At 60.4% G+C, this 18,693-nt stretch carries 22 protein-coding genes and 1 tRNA gene; 13 read left to right on the top strand and 10 right to left on the bottom strand.

The features are described 5' to 3' along the window. Positions 1–368: 368 nt before the first annotated feature. Complete coding sequence (locus U5G49_RS22905) at positions 369–578, bottom strand: KTSC domain-containing protein (protein WP_003589248.1); 210 nt, start codon at positions 576–578, stop codon at positions 369–371. A gap of 241 nt (positions 579–819) precedes the next feature. Continuing rightward, positions 820–1,440 carry an RBBP9/YdeN family alpha/beta hydrolase gene (locus U5G49_RS22910; protein ID WP_193446464.1) on the bottom strand — a complete coding sequence of 207 codons (621 nt, stop codon included), beginning with the start codon at positions 1,438–1,440 and terminating at the stop codon, positions 820–822. Between the two features lie 41 nt (positions 1,441–1,481). Between U5G49_RS22910 and U5G49_RS22915 the strand changes: the two genes are divergently transcribed. Beyond that, positions 1,482–1,958, top strand: a complete 477-nt coding sequence (locus U5G49_RS22915; protein ID WP_018447980.1) for an Lrp/AsnC family transcriptional regulator — start codon at positions 1,482–1,484, stop codon at positions 1,956–1,958. A gap of 101 nt (positions 1,959–2,059) precedes the next feature. Here U5G49_RS22915 and U5G49_RS22920 read toward each other — a convergent pair. Next, positions 2,060–2,149: transfer RNA gene (locus tag U5G49_RS22920), tRNA-Ser, on the bottom strand. Positions 2,150–2,375: 226 nt separating this feature from the next. Between U5G49_RS22920 and U5G49_RS22925 the strand changes: the two genes are divergently transcribed. The 9 genes from U5G49_RS22925 to deoA all read left to right on the top strand — a co-directional run bounded on the left by U5G49_RS22925 (position 2,376) and on the right by deoA (position 11,084). Continuing rightward, a complete protein-coding gene (locus U5G49_RS22925; RefSeq protein WP_003544459.1) occupies positions 2,376–2,693 on the top strand; it encodes a hypothetical protein in 318 nt (105 codons plus the stop codon). 317 nt (positions 2,694–3,010) lie between these two features. After that, on the top strand, positions 3,011–4,003 hold the full coding sequence (locus tag U5G49_RS22930) for a BMP family lipoprotein (protein ID WP_018244326.1): 993 nt from the start codon (positions 3,011–3,013) through the stop codon (positions 4,001–4,003). A gap of 88 nt (positions 4,004–4,091) precedes the next feature. Next, positions 4,092–5,603, top strand: a complete 1,512-nt coding sequence (locus tag U5G49_RS22935; protein WP_193446463.1) for an ABC transporter ATP-binding protein — start codon at positions 4,092–4,094, stop codon at positions 5,601–5,603. 7 nt (positions 5,604–5,610) lie between these two features. Continuing rightward, entirely contained in the window at positions 5,611–6,714 is a 1,104-nt protein-coding gene (locus tag U5G49_RS22940) for an ABC transporter permease (protein ID WP_112905691.1), read from the top strand. Between the two features lie 10 nt (positions 6,715–6,724). Continuing rightward, on the top strand, positions 6,725–7,696 hold the full coding sequence (locus U5G49_RS22945) for an ABC transporter permease (protein WP_028731816.1): 972 nt from the start codon (positions 6,725–6,727) through the stop codon (positions 7,694–7,696). Position 7,697: 1 nt separating this feature from the next. Continuing rightward, a complete protein-coding gene (locus U5G49_RS22950) occupies positions 7,698–8,087 on the top strand; it encodes a cytidine deaminase (protein WP_003555864.1) in 390 nt (129 codons plus the stop codon). Beyond that, on the top strand, positions 8,084–8,884 hold the full coding sequence (locus U5G49_RS22955; protein ID WP_193446462.1) for a purine-nucleoside phosphorylase: 801 nt from the start codon (positions 8,084–8,086) through the stop codon (positions 8,882–8,884). The genes U5G49_RS22950 and U5G49_RS22955 overlap by 4 nt, the downstream gene beginning before the upstream one ends. A 114-nt stretch (positions 8,885–8,998) precedes the next feature. Then, a complete protein-coding gene (gene deoC / locus U5G49_RS22960; protein ID WP_193446461.1) occupies positions 8,999–9,775 on the top strand; it encodes a deoxyribose-phosphate aldolase in 777 nt (258 codons plus the stop codon). 1 nt (position 9,776) lies between these two features. Further along, entirely contained in the window at positions 9,777–11,084 is a 1,308-nt protein-coding gene (deoA, locus tag U5G49_RS22965) for a thymidine phosphorylase (RefSeq protein WP_193446460.1), read from the top strand. 6 nt (positions 11,085–11,090) lie between these two features. Here deoA and U5G49_RS22970 read toward each other — a convergent pair whose 3' ends face one another. From U5G49_RS22970 to U5G49_RS23000, 7 genes are all read right to left on the bottom strand, one after another. Next, entirely contained in the window at positions 11,091–11,660 is a 570-nt protein-coding gene (locus U5G49_RS22970) for a TIGR02281 family clan AA aspartic protease (protein ID WP_018244334.1), read from the bottom strand. 125 nt (positions 11,661–11,785) lie between these two features. Next, the gene (gene upp / locus U5G49_RS22975; protein ID WP_012759721.1) at positions 11,786–12,415 is read right to left on the bottom strand and encodes a uracil phosphoribosyltransferase; all 630 of its coding nucleotides are present in this window, start codon (positions 12,413–12,415) and stop codon (positions 11,786–11,788) included. A 102-nt stretch (positions 12,416–12,517) separates the two neighbouring features. Next, positions 12,518–13,486, bottom strand: a complete 969-nt coding sequence (locus U5G49_RS22980) for an adenosine deaminase (RefSeq protein WP_131630976.1) — start codon at positions 13,484–13,486, stop codon at positions 12,518–12,520. After that, the gene (locus tag U5G49_RS22985; protein WP_193446459.1) at positions 13,483–14,703 is read right to left on the bottom strand and encodes a phosphopentomutase; all 1,221 of its coding nucleotides are present in this window, start codon (positions 14,701–14,703) and stop codon (positions 13,483–13,485) included. The genes U5G49_RS22980 and U5G49_RS22985 overlap by 4 nt, the downstream gene beginning before the upstream one ends. Positions 14,704–14,812: 109 nt before the next feature. Next, positions 14,813–15,394 carry a TadE/TadG family type IV pilus assembly protein gene (locus U5G49_RS22990; protein WP_047617525.1) on the bottom strand — a complete coding sequence of 194 codons (582 nt, stop codon included), beginning with the start codon at positions 15,392–15,394 and terminating at the stop codon, positions 14,813–14,815. Then, the gene (locus U5G49_RS22995) at positions 15,394–16,029 is read right to left on the bottom strand and encodes a TadE/TadG family type IV pilus assembly protein (RefSeq protein WP_047617523.1); all 636 of its coding nucleotides are present in this window, start codon (positions 16,027–16,029) and stop codon (positions 15,394–15,396) included. The genes U5G49_RS22990 and U5G49_RS22995 overlap by 1 nt, the downstream gene beginning before the upstream one ends. Before the next feature lie 115 nt (positions 16,030–16,144). Next, the gene (locus U5G49_RS23000; RefSeq protein WP_027682168.1) at positions 16,145–16,555 is read right to left on the bottom strand and encodes a pilus assembly protein N-terminal domain-containing protein; all 411 of its coding nucleotides are present in this window, start codon (positions 16,553–16,555) and stop codon (positions 16,145–16,147) included. Positions 16,556–16,935: 380 nt separating this feature from the next. Between U5G49_RS23000 and U5G49_RS23005 the strand changes: the two genes are divergently transcribed. From U5G49_RS23005 to cpaB, 3 genes are all read left to right on the top strand, one after another. Continuing rightward, on the top strand, positions 16,936–17,124 hold the full coding sequence (locus U5G49_RS23005) for a Flp family type IVb pilin (RefSeq protein ID WP_003555874.1): 189 nt from the start codon (positions 16,936–16,938) through the stop codon (positions 17,122–17,124). A gap of 125 nt (positions 17,125–17,249) precedes the next feature. Continuing rightward, complete coding sequence (locus tag U5G49_RS23010; protein ID WP_047617518.1) at positions 17,250–17,762, top strand: A24 family peptidase; 513 nt, start codon at positions 17,250–17,252, stop codon at positions 17,760–17,762. Positions 17,763–17,872: 110 nt separating this feature from the next. Further along, complete coding sequence (cpaB, locus tag U5G49_RS23015) at positions 17,873–18,688, top strand: Flp pilus assembly protein CpaB (RefSeq protein ID WP_193446458.1); 816 nt, start codon at positions 17,873–17,875, stop codon at positions 18,686–18,688. The last annotated feature ends 5 nt before the right edge of the window (positions 18,689–18,693 follow it).

Below are 18,693 nucleotides of genomic sequence, written 5' to 3' on the forward strand. Positions count from 1 at the left end.
AATTCGGGTTTTTCACAGGATTAGCCCCAATTCGTTAGTTCGGGGGACGATTAGGTCGCAACCGGCCCGGGGTCATTTCAATCAGACAAGCAGAGCATGGCGGCGTCCGCGAGCCGCTCATGCGCTTCGTCATCACGCACACAACGAGCACCCGTGACGGGGAGGCTCGACTTCCTGGCTGGGGTCCGCCGCCGAGCCTCCCGGCTGGCCGACCTTGAACAGGCCGGCAGCGCCGACACGTTGGCGCTTTCCGGCAAGGGCGATCCAACCCAGATGATATCGAGGGCTAACAACCGGTTAATATCCACCGGCCTCGTCCCGATCTCGCGCAGCCCCGCAATGCGTACCGGGCGCTACCGCTCGAATTTTCAGGCTGCCAGTCTGCGAAACCGGGTTCTGATCCGGTCGAGATAATAATGGCCGGGAGACGGCGCCACCGTCATCGCATGCGCTTCCGAGGAGGGAACGCCTTCGAACAGACGCTCCTCGCCATTCTTGAAACAAATCCTGAGCCGCCCGTCGTCCTGGCTGAAATAGACGGATTTGATGATCTTCGACTTTACCGAAAGTTCTTCCACCTGTTTTACCTCTGTTTTTGATTTTGTCAGACGGTAAACCCAAACGTGCAAAGACGCGGTGAAGCCGCATGGTAAAAAATCAGGAATCTTTCGGCGCTTTGAACCTCGCCGCGCCGCCGGAGCGACGGGTTCGATGAGACGAACGCACGCTTGCGAGCGGGGCATTTCGTTGCTCCGTCCCGACACGTCCAGCACAGGCAAGGCCTGTTTGGGCCATTTGATCGTGAACTCGAAAACAAGATCAAGGCCGATCAGATTTTGCCAATCCGGCGGAAAACGCCGTCAGCAAGGCCTTTCCCTGGCCCCAGTCCTCAAGGCCGCTTTGCCCGTTGATATGGCCAAAAGGACCGATCGCGACAAGACCGCTGCCCCACAGATCCGCTCGCGCATGGGCATGGTCGAGCGTGCCGAAAGGATCATCGGCGCTTGCGATGATCAGAGTGGGGAAGCGTATCTTTTGCGGCGGCGGATCGGCGAATCCGGCCGCCTCCTCAGGGAATGACGCGGACTGCGGATCCGGGACCGCCACAAGAAATGCTCCGGCAACGGCAAGCGAAGAAGCCTGCTGCCAATGAGCGACCAGCAGACAGGCAAGGCTGTGGGCGACCAGCAGGGGAGGGGTTGCCGATGCGCCGACGGCGCGCTCCAGGGCTGAAATCCAGTCCGCCAGATCGGGTTTTTCCCAATCGGCTGGTTGAAAACGTCGCATTTCCGGGTTCGACTTTTCCCAGCGTGTTTGCCAATGAGCCTCGCCCGAACCGCCAATCCCCGGCAATATGATGATGTCCTTCATGTCTTTTCCTCTGATCGTCCGTGCAGGTGAAAATGATACATTTTCATTTGCTTCGGAATGAATGATCATCGGAAAACCGCGTCTCTCTCCGATGATTTCAAGGTGATCCCATGGCTTTTCAGGAAAACAATCGGGTACTGCTCGATCCAACCGATATCGCCATTATCGAAGCGATGCAGGAAAATGGCCGCATTGCGATTTCCGAACTCGGTCGAAGGGTCGGGCTCTCTCAGCCGGCAGCATCGGAACGGGTCAAGCGGCTGGAAGACCGCGGCATCATTGTCGGTTACTCCGCCCGTATCGACCCCACCGCTTTGGGAATTGGAATGACGGCTGTGCTTCGCCTGCGCACGACGCATGAGCATATCAAAGCCTGCCTGAAACAGTTCGCGGAGATGCCGCAGGTCATGGAAGTATTGCGCCTCACCGGAGAGGACTGTTTCCTTTTGAAGGTGCTGGTTCCGTCGCCGGGAGAGCTGGAAACGATCGTTGACACGATCGCGCGTTTTGGGGCCGTGACGACATCTCTCGTGTTGCGCAGCGAGAATCCGAAGCCGATTGGACGCGCCTTGCTTCAGCGCCCTTGAGAATATGCGGACGACCGGCTTGTTCCAGCGAAGCGTGCCGCCACAACGCTTCCGCGTCCCGCTCTCGATACGGTTTGAATCAATATTGAAAATGAGGGATATGGCGGACAGGGTGGGATTCGAACCCACGGTACGCTTTCACGTACACACGCGTTCCAGGCGTGCGCCTTAAACCACTCGGCCACCTGTCCTTTTTTGGCGTTCGCGCCCGGATAGGAGCAAATCGTCGGAACGGCGCGATATATACCGATGAATTTTTGTCGATCAACCGAAATCTAACAGTTTTTTGACTTCTTCCGATAAAACTCGCCTCGGCCACTCCATTGTGCTTCACCTCATCGACGTGTGTAATTCTCTAAGGTGGAGAATGGCGCGGCCGGCCGGAATTGTCCGGCATATCGAGCGTCGGAGGAATTGATGCGTTTCCTGTTGCGTCTGGCGAGTCTTGTCGCGCTTGCGGCGGCGGTTATTGCCGGGACCATCGATTCGATCCAGTCGGTTGCGGCGTCCTCCGTGGTGATGACGCCGATCTCCGATGCCTGGCAGGATGTGAGTCCGACAACCCTTACGTCGCTGCAATCCTCCCTTTCCTATTATATCCACCCGCGTTTCTACACCTTGATCTTCCAGTGGCTGATGCTCCAGCCGGCCTTTGCCGTTTTCCTGGTGATCGCGCTGCTTCTGTGGATGATCGGCTACAAGAAGCCGCCGGTGGCCGGTCGCTTCACCGCATAGCAAGGTGGTTTTACCGGCACGATCCGGCGGGAAATCCCGTTGGGCATCGCCAGCTCTTCGACCTCGGTATCTGCCGTCGGATTGGCTAGAAAATCCGCATTCTGATGCAAGGAATGTCCAAAAATCAGCCCCGAAGAGCTGATTTTCGGCAATCGCTGCAAATCTTTACCAGCTGAAAAATTTCTGGTGAATTTTTCCGTGAGCCATGCAAGGATGCGCGCAGCCAGGCCTCCGGGGGGAGGTCGGTGGTTCCGCAGACATGCCCGGAAAGGGCTTGCGGGAGGACCCCTAACGAATAGCAACAACAGGGCTGCACAATGAAAAAATCCCTTCTCACTCTCTTTGCCGTGGCTGCCGTGTCGACGACGGCGCTTGCCGCCGATGTCAAGCCGGCGCTGGTTTACGGCACCGGCGGGAAGTTCGATAAGTCCTTTAACGAGGCGGCCTATAACGGTGCCGAGAAGTTCAAGGCCGAGACGGGCATTGCCTATCGCGACTTCGAGCCGACGGGCGACACCCAGGGCGAACAGGCCATCCGCAATTTCGCAAGCCGCGGTTTCAATCCGGTGGTTGCTGTTTCCTTCGCCTGGACTTCGGCCATCGAGAAGGTTGCAGCCGAATTCCCGGATACCAAGTTCATCATCGTTGACTCCGTCGTCGACAAGCCGAACGTCCGCTCGGTTGTCTACAAGGAAGAAGAAGGCTCCTACCTCGTCGGCGTTCTCGCCGGCATGGCGTCGAAGTCAGGCAAGGTAGGCTTCGTCGGCGGCATGGACATTCCGCTGATCCGCAAGTTCGAATGCGGCTACGAGCAGGGCGCACGCTCCGTCAAGGCCGATATCGAAGTCTTCCAGAACATGACCGGCACCACGGGCGCTGCCTGGAACGACCCGGTCCGCGGCGGTGAGCTCACCAAGAACCAGATCGACCAGGGCGCTGACGTCGTTTACGCGGCAGCTGGTGCCACCGGTCTCGGCGTTCTGCAGACGGCCGCCGACAACAAGAAGCTGTCGATCGGCGTCGACTCCAACCAGAACTACCTGCATCCGGGCTCGGTCCTGACCTCGATGGTCAAGCGCGTCGACCTCGCCGTCTACAATGCTTATAACGACACCAAGAACGACAAGTTCACCGGTGGCGTCCAGGCGCTCGGCGTCAAGGAAGACGGTGTTGGCGCGGCGATCGATGAGCACAACAAGTCTCTGATCACGCCGGAAATGCAGGCTGCCGTCGACAAGGCCAAGGCCGACATCATCGCGGGAACCATCAAGGTTCACGATTACACCTCGGACAACGCTTGCCCGAAGTGATCCTCGCCCGAATGTGATCGACGATTGAGATCGGGCGTATGGCGGAGGGGACTTTCGCCATACGCCCTTTTCTTATTTGGAGTCTGCAGTGACAGATAAGCCCGCTATCGAGCTTGTCGGCATCGACAAGAAATTCGGTGCCGTCCACGCCAACAAGGACATCAACCTCACCGTTGCCAAGGGGACGATCCACGGCATCATCGGCGAAAACGGCGCCGGCAAATCGACCTTGATGTCGATCATCTATGGTTTCTACCATGCCGACAGCGGCGAGATCCGCGTCAACGGCAATCCCGTCACCATCCGTGACAGCCAGGCGGCGATCGCCACCGGCATCGGCATGGTGCACCAGCATTTCATGCTGGTCGACAATTTCACGGTGCTCGAGAACATCATGCTTGGCGCCGAAGGCGGCATGTTGCTGGCCAAGGGTGTTGCCTCGGCCCGCGCCGAGCTCAAGCGACTGGAAACGGAATATGGCCTGGAGGTCGATCCCGACACGCTGATCGAGGAACTCCCGGTCGGCCTGCAGCAGCGTGTCGAGATCCTGAAAGCCATGTATCGCGGCGCCGAGATCCTGATCCTCGACGAGCCCACAGGCGTGTTGACCCCGGCCGAGGCCGATCACCTTTTCCGCATCCTCAAGGTGCTGCGCGATCAGGGCAAGACCATCATCCTCATCACCCACAAGCTGCGCGAGATCATGGCAATCACCGATACGGTCTCGGTCATGCGCCGCGGCGAAATGGTCGCGACCCGCAAGACGTCGGAGACGACGGTGGAGGAACTCGCCGAGCTGATGGTCGGCCGCCGCGTGCTGCTGCGCGTGCGGAAGGGCGAGGCGAACCCGCAAGCCGCCGTGCTGTCCGTCCGCAACCTCACGGTCAAGGATAATCGCGGCGTCACCATGGTCGACAACGTCTCCTTCGACGTGCGCGCCGGTGAGATCGTCGGCATCGCCGGTGTCGCCGGTAATGGCCAGTCCGAATTGCTGGAGGCGATTGCCGGCATCCGCAAGCCGACCTCCGGTGAAATTCTTCTCGACGGTCAGACGATCGACAAGGCCGATCCCGCCCGCCTGCGTGATCTCGGCCTCGCTCATATTCCCGAGGATCGCCACCATATGGGCCTGGTGCTGAAATTCGAGGAATATGAAAATTCCGTGCTCGGCTACCATCGCCGCCCGGCTTACAGCAAAGGCCCGCTGCTCGATCTCGATGCGATCCGCAAGGATGCAATGGAAAAGATCGAAAAATACGATATCCGCCCGCCGAACCCGCGGCTGAAGACGGCGAATTTCTCCGGCGGCAACCAGCAGAAGATCGTCGTTGCCCGTGAGATCGAACGCGATCCGAAGATGCTGATCATTGGCCAGCCGACACGCGGCGTCGATATCGGCGCCATCGAATTCATCCACCGCCGGATTATCGAAATGCGTGACGCGGGCAAGGCGATCCTGCTCGTCTCCGTCGAACTCGATGAAATCCGCTCCCTTTCAGACCGTATCCTTGTCATGTTTGCCGGCCATATCGTCGGCGAGAAGACGCCCGATGCCGGTGAACAGACCCTCGGCCTGATGATGGCCGGCATTGCCGCGTGAGGCCTTTATGAGCACTGCTTCCGTTCCACTACCAAACTGGATCAATTACGGCCTCATCCCGATTTTGAACCTCGTCGTCGCCTTCCTGATCTCCGGCTTCGTCGTCTGGATAATCGGGGAAAGCCCGCTCGATGCGCTGTCGCTGCTGATCCAGGGCGCGCTCGGCAATGGCGAAGGCATCGGCTTCACGCTGTATTACGCGACGAGCTTCATCTTCACCGGCCTCTCCGTCGCGGTGGCGATCCATTCCGGCCTCTTCAACATCGGCTCCGAAGGCCAGGCCTATGTCGGCGGCCTCGGCTGCGCGCTGGTGGCGCTGGCGCTCGATCGTTACGTGCCATGGTATGTGACGATGCCGATCGCCGTCGTTGGCGCCGGCCTGTTTGGTGCGGCCTGGGCCTTCATCCCGGCCTTCCTGCAGGCAAAACGCGGCAGCCACATCGTCATTACGACGATCATGTTCAATTATATCGGCGCGACACTGATGGTGTATCTCCTGGTGCATGTGCTGATCGTGCCCGGCAAGATGGCGCCGGAAACCCGCACCTTCCTCGAAGGCGGCCAATTGCCGAAGCTCGGTTGGGTCATGCAGCTGTTCGGCGCCAAGCTGGGGGCTGCCCCGTTCAACGTCTCCTTCATCATTGCGCTCGTTGTCAGCTACCTCGTCTGGTTGCTCGTCTGGCGCACCAAGCTCGGTTTCGAGATGCGCACGCTGGGCGTCAGCCCGACGGCGGCGGCCTATGCCGGCATCCCCTATGCCCGCACCGTGATCATCGCCATGCTGCTCTCCGGAGCGCTTGCCGGCATGATGGCGCTGAACCCCGTCATGGGTTCGTCGGCCCGCCTGCAGGTGGAATTCGTCGGTGGTGCCGGCTTCGTCGGCATTGCCGTCTCGCTGATGGGACGCAACCATCCGCTCGGCATCATCATGGCAGCGATTCTCTTCGGCATTCTCTACCAGGGCGGTGACTGGATTTCCTTCGAAATGCCGAACATCACCCGCGAGATGATCCTCGTCATCCAGGGTCTGGTGATCCTCTTTGCCGGCGCGCTGGAATACATGTTCCGGCCGGCAATGGTGCGCCTCTACCAACAGTTCAAGCGCGGTTAAGGAGCGGGCGATGGATTATTATGACATCTTCATCAGCGTTCTGAGCTCGACCATCCGCCTGTCGATCCCGCTGATCTTCACTGCCCTTGCCGGTCTGTTTTCGGAGCGCGCCGGCATCTTCGATATCGGCCTTGAGGGCAAGATGCTGGGCTCGGCCTTTGCCGCGGCCTGCGTTGCCTATCTCACCGATTCGGCCTGGCTCGGGCTCGGTGCCGGCATCCTCTGTTCGGTGGCGCTGAGCCTGGTGCATGGCTTCGCCTCGATCACCAACCGTGGCAACCAGATCGTCTCGGGTGTCGCGATCAACTTCTTCATCGCCGGCATCACCATCGTGCTTGGGCAGGCCTGGTTTGGCCAGGGCGGGCGCACGCCGCAGCTGTCGCCGGAGTCGCGCTTCGCACCGATCATCCTGCCGGGCGCCGATACTGCTCGCGACATACCGATCATCGGCCCGATCTATGCCAACGTCATATCTGGCAACAATGTCCTCACCTATCTCGCCTTCCTCGCCGTGCCGTTTTCCTGGTGGGTGCTTTACCGCACACGTTTCGGCCTGCGGCTGCGCGCCGTCGGCGAAAACCCGGGTGCGGTCGATACGGCCGGCATCTCGGTCGCCTGGCTGCGTTACCGCGCCGTCATGTGTGCGGGCATTCTCTGCGGCTTCGCCGGCACCTATCTGGCAATCGCCCAGTCCGCCGCCTTCATCAAGGACATGTCGGCCGGCAAGGGCTACATCGCGCTCGCAGCTCTCGTCTTCGCCAAGTGGAAGCCTGTACCCGTCATGTTTGCCTGCTTGCTCTTCGGCTTCCTCGATGCGCTGGCAAATTTCATGCAGGGAAAGCAGGTGCCGCTGATCGGCGAAGTGCCGGTTCAGGTTTTCCAGGCGCTGCCCTATGTCCTGACCTGCGTCCTGCTTGCTGGCTTCATCGGCGTCGCGACTCCGCCAAAAGCCGGTGGCGTACCTTATACGAAGGAGCGTTGATATGTCTCACGATCTGTTCGAAGCCGCCCGCGGCGCCATGGCCTTTGCCCATGCGCCCTATTCGAAATTTCCGGTCGGCGCGGCGATCCGCGCCGAGGACGGCAAGGTCTATACCGGCGCCAACATCGAAAACCTCTCCTTTCCGCAAGGATGGTGCGCCGAGCCGACGGCGATCAGCGCCATGATCATGGGCGGCGCGAAGAAGATCGTCGAAATGGCTGTCATTGCCGAGAAGCTGCCGCTCTGCCCGCCCTGCGGCGGCTGCCGCCAGAAGATCTCCGAATTCGCCTCCAAGGAGACGAAGATCTACCTCTGCGATGAAGCAGGCGTGAAGAAGACCATGACTATGGAAGAGCTTCTTCCCTTCAGCTTCGAGACTGAACTCGGATGAAGGCGACGGTCAGCCTGCTCGCCGCACTGCTCGGCGGCATCAAGCCGCGCCACGGCATCGTGCTCGGCTCGGGTCTCGGCTCCCTCGTCGGTGAGCTGGACGGCGCCGTCCGTGTTCCCTATCGCGACCTGCCGGGCTTTCCCGTCAGCGCTGTCTCCGGCCATGCAGGCGAAGTCGTCGCCGGCCGCCTCGGCGGCGTGCCTGTCGTCATGCTCTCCGGCCGCGTGCATTATTACGAGAAGGGCGATGCCAACGCCATGCGCCTGCCGATCGAGGTGCTGAAGGCGCTCGGCGTCGAAGTGCTGATCCTGACCAATTCGGCCGGATCGCTGCGTGACGACATGCCGCCCGGTTCGGTGATGCAGATCACCGACCATATCAACTATTCCGGCATGAACCCGCTGATCGGTGAGGAAAGCGATCATCGTTTCGTCGGCATGACCAATGCCTATGACGCCGGACTTGCCGCGGCGATGCAGAGGGCAGCGGCAAAGCTTAAAATCGAGCTGGCGCAGGGTGTCTATATGTGGTTCTCCGGTCCAAGCTTTGAAACTCCGGCGGAAATCCGCATGGCGCGCATCCTTGGCGCCGATGCCGTCGGCATGTCGACGGTGCCCGAGGTGATCATCGCAAGAATGCTGGGCCTGAGGGTTGCCGCCGCCTCCGTTATCACCAACTATGGGGCAGGCATGACCGGCAATGAGCTTAGCCATGAAGAAACCAAGGACATGGCGCCCATCGGCGGCGCCCGTCTCGCCGCGATACTGAAAGACATGATTGCGGCTAGAACAGGATGATTTTAGGCCGGGTCGGCCTAAAATCTGAATCCTGTTCTAAATTATATAGTTAGAGCATGATGTCGTCCGAAAACCGCGCACACTTTTCGGCATCATGCTCTAGAGGAAGCGAAGATGAATAGCTATTCCAACCGGGAAACGGCGGCTGTCGCCCTTTCTCTTCTCGACCTCACCAATTTGAAGGATGATTGCACCGAGGCGCAGATCGACGCGCTCTGCACCCGCGCGCAGACGCCCTACGGCAACAGTGCTGCGATCTGCATCTGGCCGCGGTTCGTCGCTCAGGCCCGCAATATCCTTGGCACCGGCCATGCCGTGCGTATCGCGACCGTCGTCAACCTCCCCTCTGGCGATATGGAAGTGGCCGATGTCGCTGCTGAAGCACGCGAGGCGATTGCCGATGGAGCCGATGAGATCGATCTGGTCATTCCCTACCGCAAGCTGCTCGCCGGGAACGAGAAGGCGGTGACCGACATGGTCAAGGCCGTGCGCGCCGAATGCGCCGGCCCCGTTCTTCTGAAGGTCATCATCGAGACTGGCGAGCTGAAGGATGCGGCATTGATCCGCCGTGCCTCCGAACTCGCCATTGAAGCCGGCGCCGATTTCATCAAGACCTCCACCGGCAAGGTCGCCGTCAACGCGACGCTCGAAGCCGCCGACATCATGATCCGCGCTATCCGCGAAAGCGGCCGCAAGGTCGGCTTCAAGCCGGCAGGCGGTATCGGCTCGGTGGCCGATGCCGCACTCTATCTGAGCCTTGCCGAAACCATCATGACACCGGACTGGCCGATGCCGTCGACGTTCCGCTTCGGCGCTTCCGACCTGCTTGACGATATCCTGGCGGTTCTAAGCGGAACACAGTCAGCATCAGCTGCGGCGTCGAGCTACTGAAATGATTCCGCAGGAGATCATTCGGCGTAAGCGCGATGGCGACGAACTTGACGCCGCCGATATCAGGTCCTTCATCGCGGCACTCGCTGCCGGTCGATTGTCGGAAGGCCAGATCGGCGCATTCGCCATGGCCGTCTGGTTCAAGGGCATGTCGCGGGCCGAAATCGTGGCCTTGACGCTGGCGATGGCCGATTCCGGGGACAGGCTGCAATGGGCCGATATCGACCGTCCGATCGCCGACAAACATTCGACCGGCGGCGTCGGCGACAATGTTTCGCTGATGCTGGCGCCGATCGCCGCCGCCTGCGGCCTCGCCGTTCCGATGATCTCCGGACGCGGTCTCGGCCACACCGGCGGCACGCTGGATAAGCTTGAATCCATTCCCGGCTATAGGATCACTCCGGACGCCGACCTGTTCCACAAGGTCGTGAAGGAGGCGGGATGCGCTATCATCGGCCAGACCGGCACCTTGGCGCCCGCCGACGGCAGGCTCTATGCCGTGCGCGATGTGACCGCCACCGTCGATTCCATTCCCCTCATCACCGCCTCTATCCTCTCGAAGAAAATTGCGGCCGGGCTCGAGACGCTGGTGCTTGACGTCAAGGTTGGCAACGGCGCTTTCATGGCTGACCGCGGCCAGGCGGAGATCCTGGCGCAATCGCTGGTCGAGGTGGCCAATGGCGCAGGCGTGAAAACCTCGGCCCTGATCACCGACATGAACCAGCCGCTTGCCGATAGTGCCGGCAATGCCGTCGAGATGCGCAACTGCCTGGATTTCCTGGCAGGCAGGAAAAGAGACACGCGGCTTGATATCGTCGTTCTCGCCTTCGCCGCCGAGATGCTGGTGAAATCAGGCATCGCCGCTTCGCCTGACGAAGCCGAGGGGATGGCGCGTCAGGCCTTGTCATCGGGAAAGGCGGCTGAAGTCTTCGCGCGTATGGTATCGATGCTCGGCGGCCCGTCCGACCTCATCGAAAATCCCGACCGACACCTGGCCAGGGCGCCTGTGGAAAAACCCGTTCCGGCCGCCCGGTCCGGCTGGCTTGCCGCCTGCGATGCGCGCGGTATCGGCGTTAGCGTCATCGATCTCGGCGGCGGAAGACGCCATCCGTCGGATCGGATCGACCATCGCGTCGGCTTTTCCGAACTCCTGCCGCTTGGCACCCGTGTGACCGCGGGCGAACCGATCGCTCTCGTTCATGCCGCTGACGAAGCCGCGGCGGAGAGGGCGGCTGCGGCGCTTGCCATGCACTACCGCATTACTGACGACAAGCCGGAGACGACGCCGGTGATTGCAGGCCTTGTTTGACGCAGTTTACTGCTTGAGGCTGAGCGAACCGTCGGCGACGGAATAGGAGGCGAGCTTCTGCAGGAAACTCATGCCGACCAGCGTCGTCGTCAGCGCATCGTCCCTCAGGACGAAGGCTTCGACATCGCGGACGCGAATGCCGCCGATTTCGACCCGGTCGAGTGTCACATGCGCGGCCTTCGTCTGGCCGTTCGCAGTGTTCACCCCGTAGCGGAAATCGAGCTGGTTGGCGGTGAAGCCCAGTCGGCGGGCGAGCGTCTCGTTGAGCGCCACATAGGTGGCGCCGGTATCGATCAGACCTTGCACCGGCTTGCCGTTGATCTTGAAGCTGCCGGTATAGTGGCCCTGTGCATCGGCCTGCAGGCGGATCGCATTGCTGCCGTAGACGGGCTCCGGTGCGGCCGGTTGGTCGGTTTCGGTCGATACATAATTGGCGGAGAGAGCGTCAGCAGGCTGCTGGCTGGTGCCTCCGAAGAAGGAAGGCACCTGTGTGGCGAGCACCGCGGCGATGCTGGCGAATAGGACGGTACGCACGAGCATGAAACAGAAATCCTTCCTGTATAAACCCCGCTTCATGCGGGGCCTCATGCTTCAGACCTCCTAAACCTCAAGTGCTGATAAGTTGCTAATATCGACGCCGAAAGGCCCGGAGCGAACCACCGGGCCGTAAAGTCTTTCGATTTGGTAAAGGAAAGCTGAAATTACTTGGTGCCGTACATGCGGTCGCCGGCATCGCCGAGACCGGGCACGATATAGCCCTTCTCGTTGAGATGACTGTCGATCGATGCGGTGAAAACCGGAACATCGGGATGCGCCGCACGGAAGTTGCGGATGCCTTCCGGCGCGGCAAGCAGGCAGAGGAAGCGGATATTGTGGGCGCCGCGCTCCTTGAGCTTGTCGATCGCCGCGATCGAGGAATTGCCGGTTGCAAGCATCGGGTCGACGACGATGATCAGTCGCTCGGCCACGTCCTCCGGCGCCTTGAAGTAATATTCGACCGGCTGCAGCGTCTCGTGGTCGCGATAGACGCCGATATGCGAGACGCGCGCGGATGGCACGAGATCGAGCATGCCTTCGAGCAATCCGTTGCCGGCGCGCAGGATCGAGGCGAAGACCAGCTTCTTGCCTTCGAGGATCGGCGACTCCATCGTCTGCAGCGGTGTCTCGATCGTTTCCATTGTCAGTTCGAGATCGCGGGTCACCTCGTAGCAGAGCAGTGTCGAGATTTCGCGCAGCAAACGCCGGAAACTTCCCGTCGATGTCTCCTTGCGCCGCATGATGGTGAGCTTGTGCTGCACAAGCGGATGATCGATGACCGTGACGCCGTCCATGGGGAAGCCTTTCATTCTTTCTATCGAATGTTTCTTTCACGGAAATCGGCCCGACCGCAAGAGTGGTGGTCAATTTGCGCCGATCTTCCCCAACCTCTACCCTCAAAGCCGGGCAAGCAAGACCTTGCGCGTCTGCTCGTCGACGAAGGCCGCCTCGATCGCAGTGCGTGTCATCGCGTCGATCTCGGCGTCGCTGAAACCGAAAACCCCTGCGGCAAATTCGTATTCCTGCTTAAGCGAGGTATGGAAGAAAGGCGGATCGTCCGAGCTGATCGTCACCCCCACGCCTGCTTCCTTCAGCCGGCGCAGCGGATGGGAAGCAAAATCGGGAAAGACCCCGAGCGCGATATTGGAGCCCGGGCAGATCTCGAGCACGGTGCCGAGATCGGCAAGCCGCTTCACCAGATCGAGATCCTCGATGGCGCGCACCCCATGACCGATGCGCGAGGGGCGCACCGCATCGAGCGCGTCGGCGACGCTGAAGGCGCCGCAGACCTCGCCGGCATGGATGGTCAGTCCGAGGCCGGCATCGCGGGCGATATCGAAGGCGCGGGCATAATCGGCGACGCGCCCCATGCGCTCCTCGCCGGCAAGGTTGAAGCCGGTAATCAAAGGATTGGCGGCCTTTGCCGCATATTCGGCAGCACCAATCACGCTCTCCGGACCGAAATGCCGCTCGCCGGTGACGATCAGCCGGGCCTCGATGCCGCTCTTTTCCCTGGCTCGCCGGATGCCTTCGCAGATACCCGCAATATAGGCGTCGGCCCCCAGGCCGATGCGCTTGCCGTGATCGGGCGAGACGATGAGTTCGCTGTAGATCGTATGGATGCCGGCGAGTTCGTCGAGATAGGTTTCGGTCAGAAGCGCATAGTCCTCCTCGGTCCTGTAGACCTCGGAAACCTTGTCGTAACATTCGAGGAAGCTTGCGAAATCATGCCAGACATAGGCTCCGTCGCGAAGTTCAGCGCTAATGTCGACGCCATATTTCTGCGCCTGCGCCGCGGTCAGAGCTGGAGGGGCCGCACCCTCCAAATGGCAGTGCAGTTCGACCTTCTTCAAATGCGATGTCACAGAAAACTCCTTCCGTGCGGCCCGGTCGGGATGCCGAGATGCCGAGCGATGCTCTCGCCGATATCGGCATAGCTGCGGCGCACGCCGATCGAACGCGACCGGATGCCGGGACCATAGGCGATGACAGGCACGCGCTCGCGCGTATGGTCCGTGCCGCGCCAGGTCGGATCGCAGCCATGATCGGCGGTGAGCACGACGAGATCGCCGGGCTTCAATTTTTTGTGGACCTCGGGCAAGCGCGCATCGAAGGCCTCGAGGGCGGCGGCATAACCCGGCACGTCGCGGCGATGGCCGTAGATCATGTCGAAATCGACGAAATTGGTGAAGACGAGATCGCCGTCCTCAGCCTCGTCAATCGCCGAAAGCGACGCATCCATCAGCGCCTCGTTGCCGTTCGCCTTGATGACCCGCGAGATACCCTGATGAGCGAAGATATCGCCGATCTTTCCCACCGCGTGCACGTGTCGTCCGTGCTCGATAAGCCGGTCGAGCAGCGTCGGCTCCGGCGGCAGCACGGAAAAGTCGCGCCGGTTTCCGGTGCGCTGGAAGGTAGCGGCAGACTGGCCGATGAAGGGCCGGGCGATGACGCGGCCGATATTGTAGGGATCGAGCAGCCCCCTGGCCAAACGGCAGAAGGCGAGCAGACGATCGAGGCCGAAATGCACCTCGTGCGCAGCGACCTGGAAGACCGAATCCGAGGAAGTATAGCAGATCGGCTTGCCGGTGCGGACATGTTCCTCGCCCAGCCGGGCGATGATCTCTGTTCCCGAGGCATGGCAGTTGCCGAGAATGCCGGACACGCCAGCCTCCCTGCACAATGCGTCGATGAATTCTTGAGGAAAGGCGTCGCCCTCGATCGGGAAATAACCCCAATCGAAACTGACAGGTGTTCCCGCGATCTCCCAATGGCCTGATGGCGTGTCCTTGCCGCGTGAGATTTCGGTGGCGGCGCCATAAATGCCGTAGACCTTTTCTGGGACCTGCATGCCGGCCGGGAACCGGCCTGACGCCGATCGCGCAATGTGCATCAGCCCGAGTTCCGACATGTTGGGCAGGGAAAGCGGCCCTTCGCGCAATCCGGCGCGGTCCCCGGCTCCGGCTGCGCAGAACTCGGCGATATGGCCGAGCGTATCGGCGCCCTCGTCGCCATAGGCCGACGCATCCGGCGCTCCGCCAACGCCGAAGGAATCCAGAACGAAAAGAAAGGCACGCGCCATTTTACACCCGAGAGAGCCGATCGCCGGCCTCTGGAATGTCGGAGGCGGCTGAAATCCAGCCATATAATGCTGCGGCCGGCTTGGCAAATTCGAGAAGTGGGAAGGGCCGTCAGCAGTCGCCGCAGGGGATCGAGTCGCCTTGCCGCTGGCGGTAGAAATAACTGCGGCTGATGGTGATCGTGCGCATGCCGTCCGGCATGAAGTTCGGCGCGAACAGGAACATCGTATAGGGGATGCTGAGCTCGGTCCGGACCAGGAAACTGTTCGCCGTCTTCATATCAGACGGCACGTTGCTCACCGTGGCGTTCTTGGCATAGGGCACCGTCCCGTCCTGCGCCCAGGACCAGAGCACCTTCGCATTGGCGCTGGCATCGATGGTAATGCCGGTGATCTTCAGCGTTAGCGACGTCGAGTTGTAGGGTACGAAGATCGCCGTTGCGACCGATGGCATCTGCGCGAGCGCGCTCTTCGTGACGGATTGCTGCTGGGTGACGAGATCGGCCACCGTTCCTGCGGCGCGTGTCGCGCGCTTGCTGACGCTGAGGCCGATCGTAATCTCGAAAGCGCCGATATAGAGCATGATCAATACGGGAAAGAGGATCGCGAATTCGATCGCTCCGGCGCCCTTGCGGTCTCGGGCCAGTCGCCGCGCCGTCAGGACCAATCTGGTGAACGGGTTGCGCAACGCCATTATGGATACTGCTCGTTCTGGAAGGCCGCGGTTGCGACGATCAGATATTGGCTCGGCATCGAACCGTCGGAGGGGCGTATCGTGGTGATATAGGGCCGGACCAGGTCCGTGATGATTTCCCAGCGGTAATAGGCGCGCATCATGTTGATCGTGCCGGCGCCGCCCGGCGCATATTTGAAGGCCGCCGTGTTGATATCGGCATATTTGTCGGTGGAAAGCTTGGGGATCGTCGTCGGAATGGCCGAGAAGGTACTGAACGTCTGTACGTCCAGGTAGAGCTTGCTCGGTGTGGCGACTTCGCTCGCCGAGCAGCGGACCAGGATCGAGATCTCATCGCAGAAAGCCTGGCGGAATTGCGCCTGGTTCATATCTGTCGTGCGGCCGAGATTATAGGTGATCTGCCCGGTTCGCATCCGGCGGCTCATCGTATCAACGCCGTTGGAGACGAGTTCTTCGGCGGCGAAGGCGACGAAAGTTTCGAGGATTGCGAAAATCACCAGGAAATAGGGAATGGCGAGCAGCGCGAATTCGATCGCCGCTGCGCCGTCGCGCGAACGGGCGAGAGCGCGAAACCGTGAGAAACGGAACGGGGCGAAGGCGCGCCGCTTATCCGTCTGCTGATCAATTGCCGTCATTGCCTGGACCCGAGCGATATTTTCCACTCGTCAGACTACGGTCTGTTCGTTGATTTTCCGTTTCAACCTGACACGACGATTTTAACGAATGGTCGAGGAAGCTCCCAGATAGTACTCAGGGTGAGGCGGTCGTGGTGGCCGCTTGCTGCGCATGCTGCTCGCAGTTCGGCGTGCAGGACAGCACGGAGCGCTCGGTCTGTCGGTAGACGCGCACCGTATTGCCCTCGTCGATCGACACCAGGATGCGCTCGTCGAGGATCGCATTGCCGTCGGCATCGAGAAGGACCAGATTGGTGGTGCCGAAGCTGCGTCCTGTCAGCACGATGGTCTTGGCGTCGGCGACGGTCGCATCGGCGACCTTGGCATTGCCGACGATCACCTTGCTGACGGGGCGGTCGAGCTTCAATACGCGCGCGTGATCCATATAGACGCGCAGCATGTCATCGTCTGCGGCCGCGGAAACTCCCGAAATACCGAAAACGGCGATCATGCCGGCAAAGAAAATGGTTTTGCCGCTCGATGACATTTGGTCCTCTTTCACGATCACAGCGCAATATGCACATAGAATGGAAAAAAATGGTGAACGAAGCCTTAAGTCTGCCGCTCTGTTCCAGGATGAAGCGTAACGCTCCGATCTGGCACGGTCTCCGGGCGACGCACGCTTCGGTTGGAGACGGAATTTGTGCTATTTCCGGATGAATGCAGCGATTATTCCCGGAATATTGTTAAATATTGAGGTAAGCGCGTAAGAAAATACTGACTCTACAAAGGCCTGTTGTCTCGTTCACATGTCGTTAACTCTTTTCCTTAAGCCGATGGAAACGGCCATTCGCTAGGTTGAAGTCATCCGATCAACGGCAAACAGTTGGCGGACGTGCTGAACATCAACTGGAGTTAGGAGTTACCATGACCAAGCTTTTTAGCCGTTTTCTGAAGGACGAATCCGGCGCGACCGCAATCGAATACGGCCTGATTGCCGCCCTCATTTCCGTAGCGCTCATCACCGGCGCAACGAGCCTCGGCGGCAAGATCGGCAATACGTTTAACGGCCTGAGCACCAAGATGGACAGCTCCGTCACCGCGAGTGGCGGCTGAGCCAGCGACCGCCTAGCGGCATCCGCACAATGCCGGCCGGATTTGCTCCGGCCGAACTATCCGAGCGGGCTCACAGGCTGAACGGCCGTGAGCCTTTTTGCATCTCGTTATGATCGGGTATACGCATGATCGCAGACGCTGTCTTCGTGATACTGCCACTCTGCCTCGCTATGGCGGCTTTCTCGGATCTGTTCACCATGACGATCCCGAACCGTATTTCCCTGATCCTGACCGCCTCTTTCCTCGTACTCGCGCCGCTCTCAGGCCTGGGCCTGGAGGCGATCGGCATGCATGTTGCCGCTGCCGCCATTGTCTTTAGCGCCTGTTTCGCCCTATTTGCCTTCAATGTGATGGGCGGCGGCGACGCCAAGCTGTTGAGCGCCACCGCGCTCTGGTTCGGTCTCAATCAATCCCTTGCGTTCCTGATGACCGACGTTGCCATGATCGGTGGCCTCGTCACCTTGTTGATCCTGCTGGTGCGAGCACAATCAGACAGCATCCTCGCAATCGGCCTACCCCTGCCGAACTCGGTCCTCCACGCCAAGAAGATCCCCTACGGCATCGCGATCGCGATCGGCGGCTTCATGGCCTTTCCTTCCTCGCCGCTGTTCCTCGCCGCGCTGGAAAGCCTGAAATAACGGCATTTTAAATGCCCGTTAACTTAAAATGTAAGCGTTCCATTAACCATAATTATACCAATTGCTGAGCATTCTACAGGGCGAACATATCGTGCCCTGAGGAATGATCGATGAAACCGGCTCGCCTTATAATCCTAGCTGTCGCCGTGGTGGCAGCCGGCCTCGCCGGCCTCCTGGCAATGCGCATGGCGGGCAGTGGCGGTGTCGTCACCCAGGTCCGCTCGGTCGTCGAGAAGGAGCCTACCGTCAACATCCTCGTCTCGAGCGCCAATCTGCCGGTCGGCGCAAGGCTGGACGACAAGTTGGTGCACTGGATGGCCTGGCCGCAGGGCGGCGTCGTCCCGGGCCTCATCACCGAAGCCGACAAGCCGGATGCGATCAAGGATCTGCAGGGCGCCGTCGTGCGTCTTCCGATCTTCGAAGGCGAACCGATCCGGCCGGAAAAGGTCGCCGATTCCAGCAGCCGCATCCTTTCCTCGCTATTGCCGGCCGGCAAGCGCGCCGTGGCGACCGAGATATCGGTGGCAACCGGCGCCGGTGGTTTCATCCTGCCGAACGACCGCGTCGACGTCATCATGGTCCGCAAGGGTACCGAAGCCGACAAGCTCATTACCGAAACCGTGCTGAGCAATGTCCGCGTTCTCGCCATCGACCAGCAGATCCAGGAAAAGGACGATGGCTCGAAATCGGTGGTCGGCACGACCGCAACACTCGAGCTCACCCCTGATCAAACGAAGGTTCTGGCTGTCGCCCAGCAGATGGCGGACCGGCTGTCGCTCGCGCTGCGCTCAGTCGCCGATGCGCAGGAGCAGGATACAAGTGCAGCCGACTATCTCCTGAGCGGCGACAACGGCAGTGCGATCATTCAGGTCATCAAGTCGGGCGCCATCGTCACGGATGCCAGCGCAGCATCGAAGGCGGAGTAAAAGGA

Source organism: Rhizobium indigoferae, from assembly GCF_034554815.1.
Classification (GTDB): Bacteria; Pseudomonadota; Alphaproteobacteria; order Rhizobiales; family Rhizobiaceae; genus Rhizobium; species Rhizobium leguminosarum.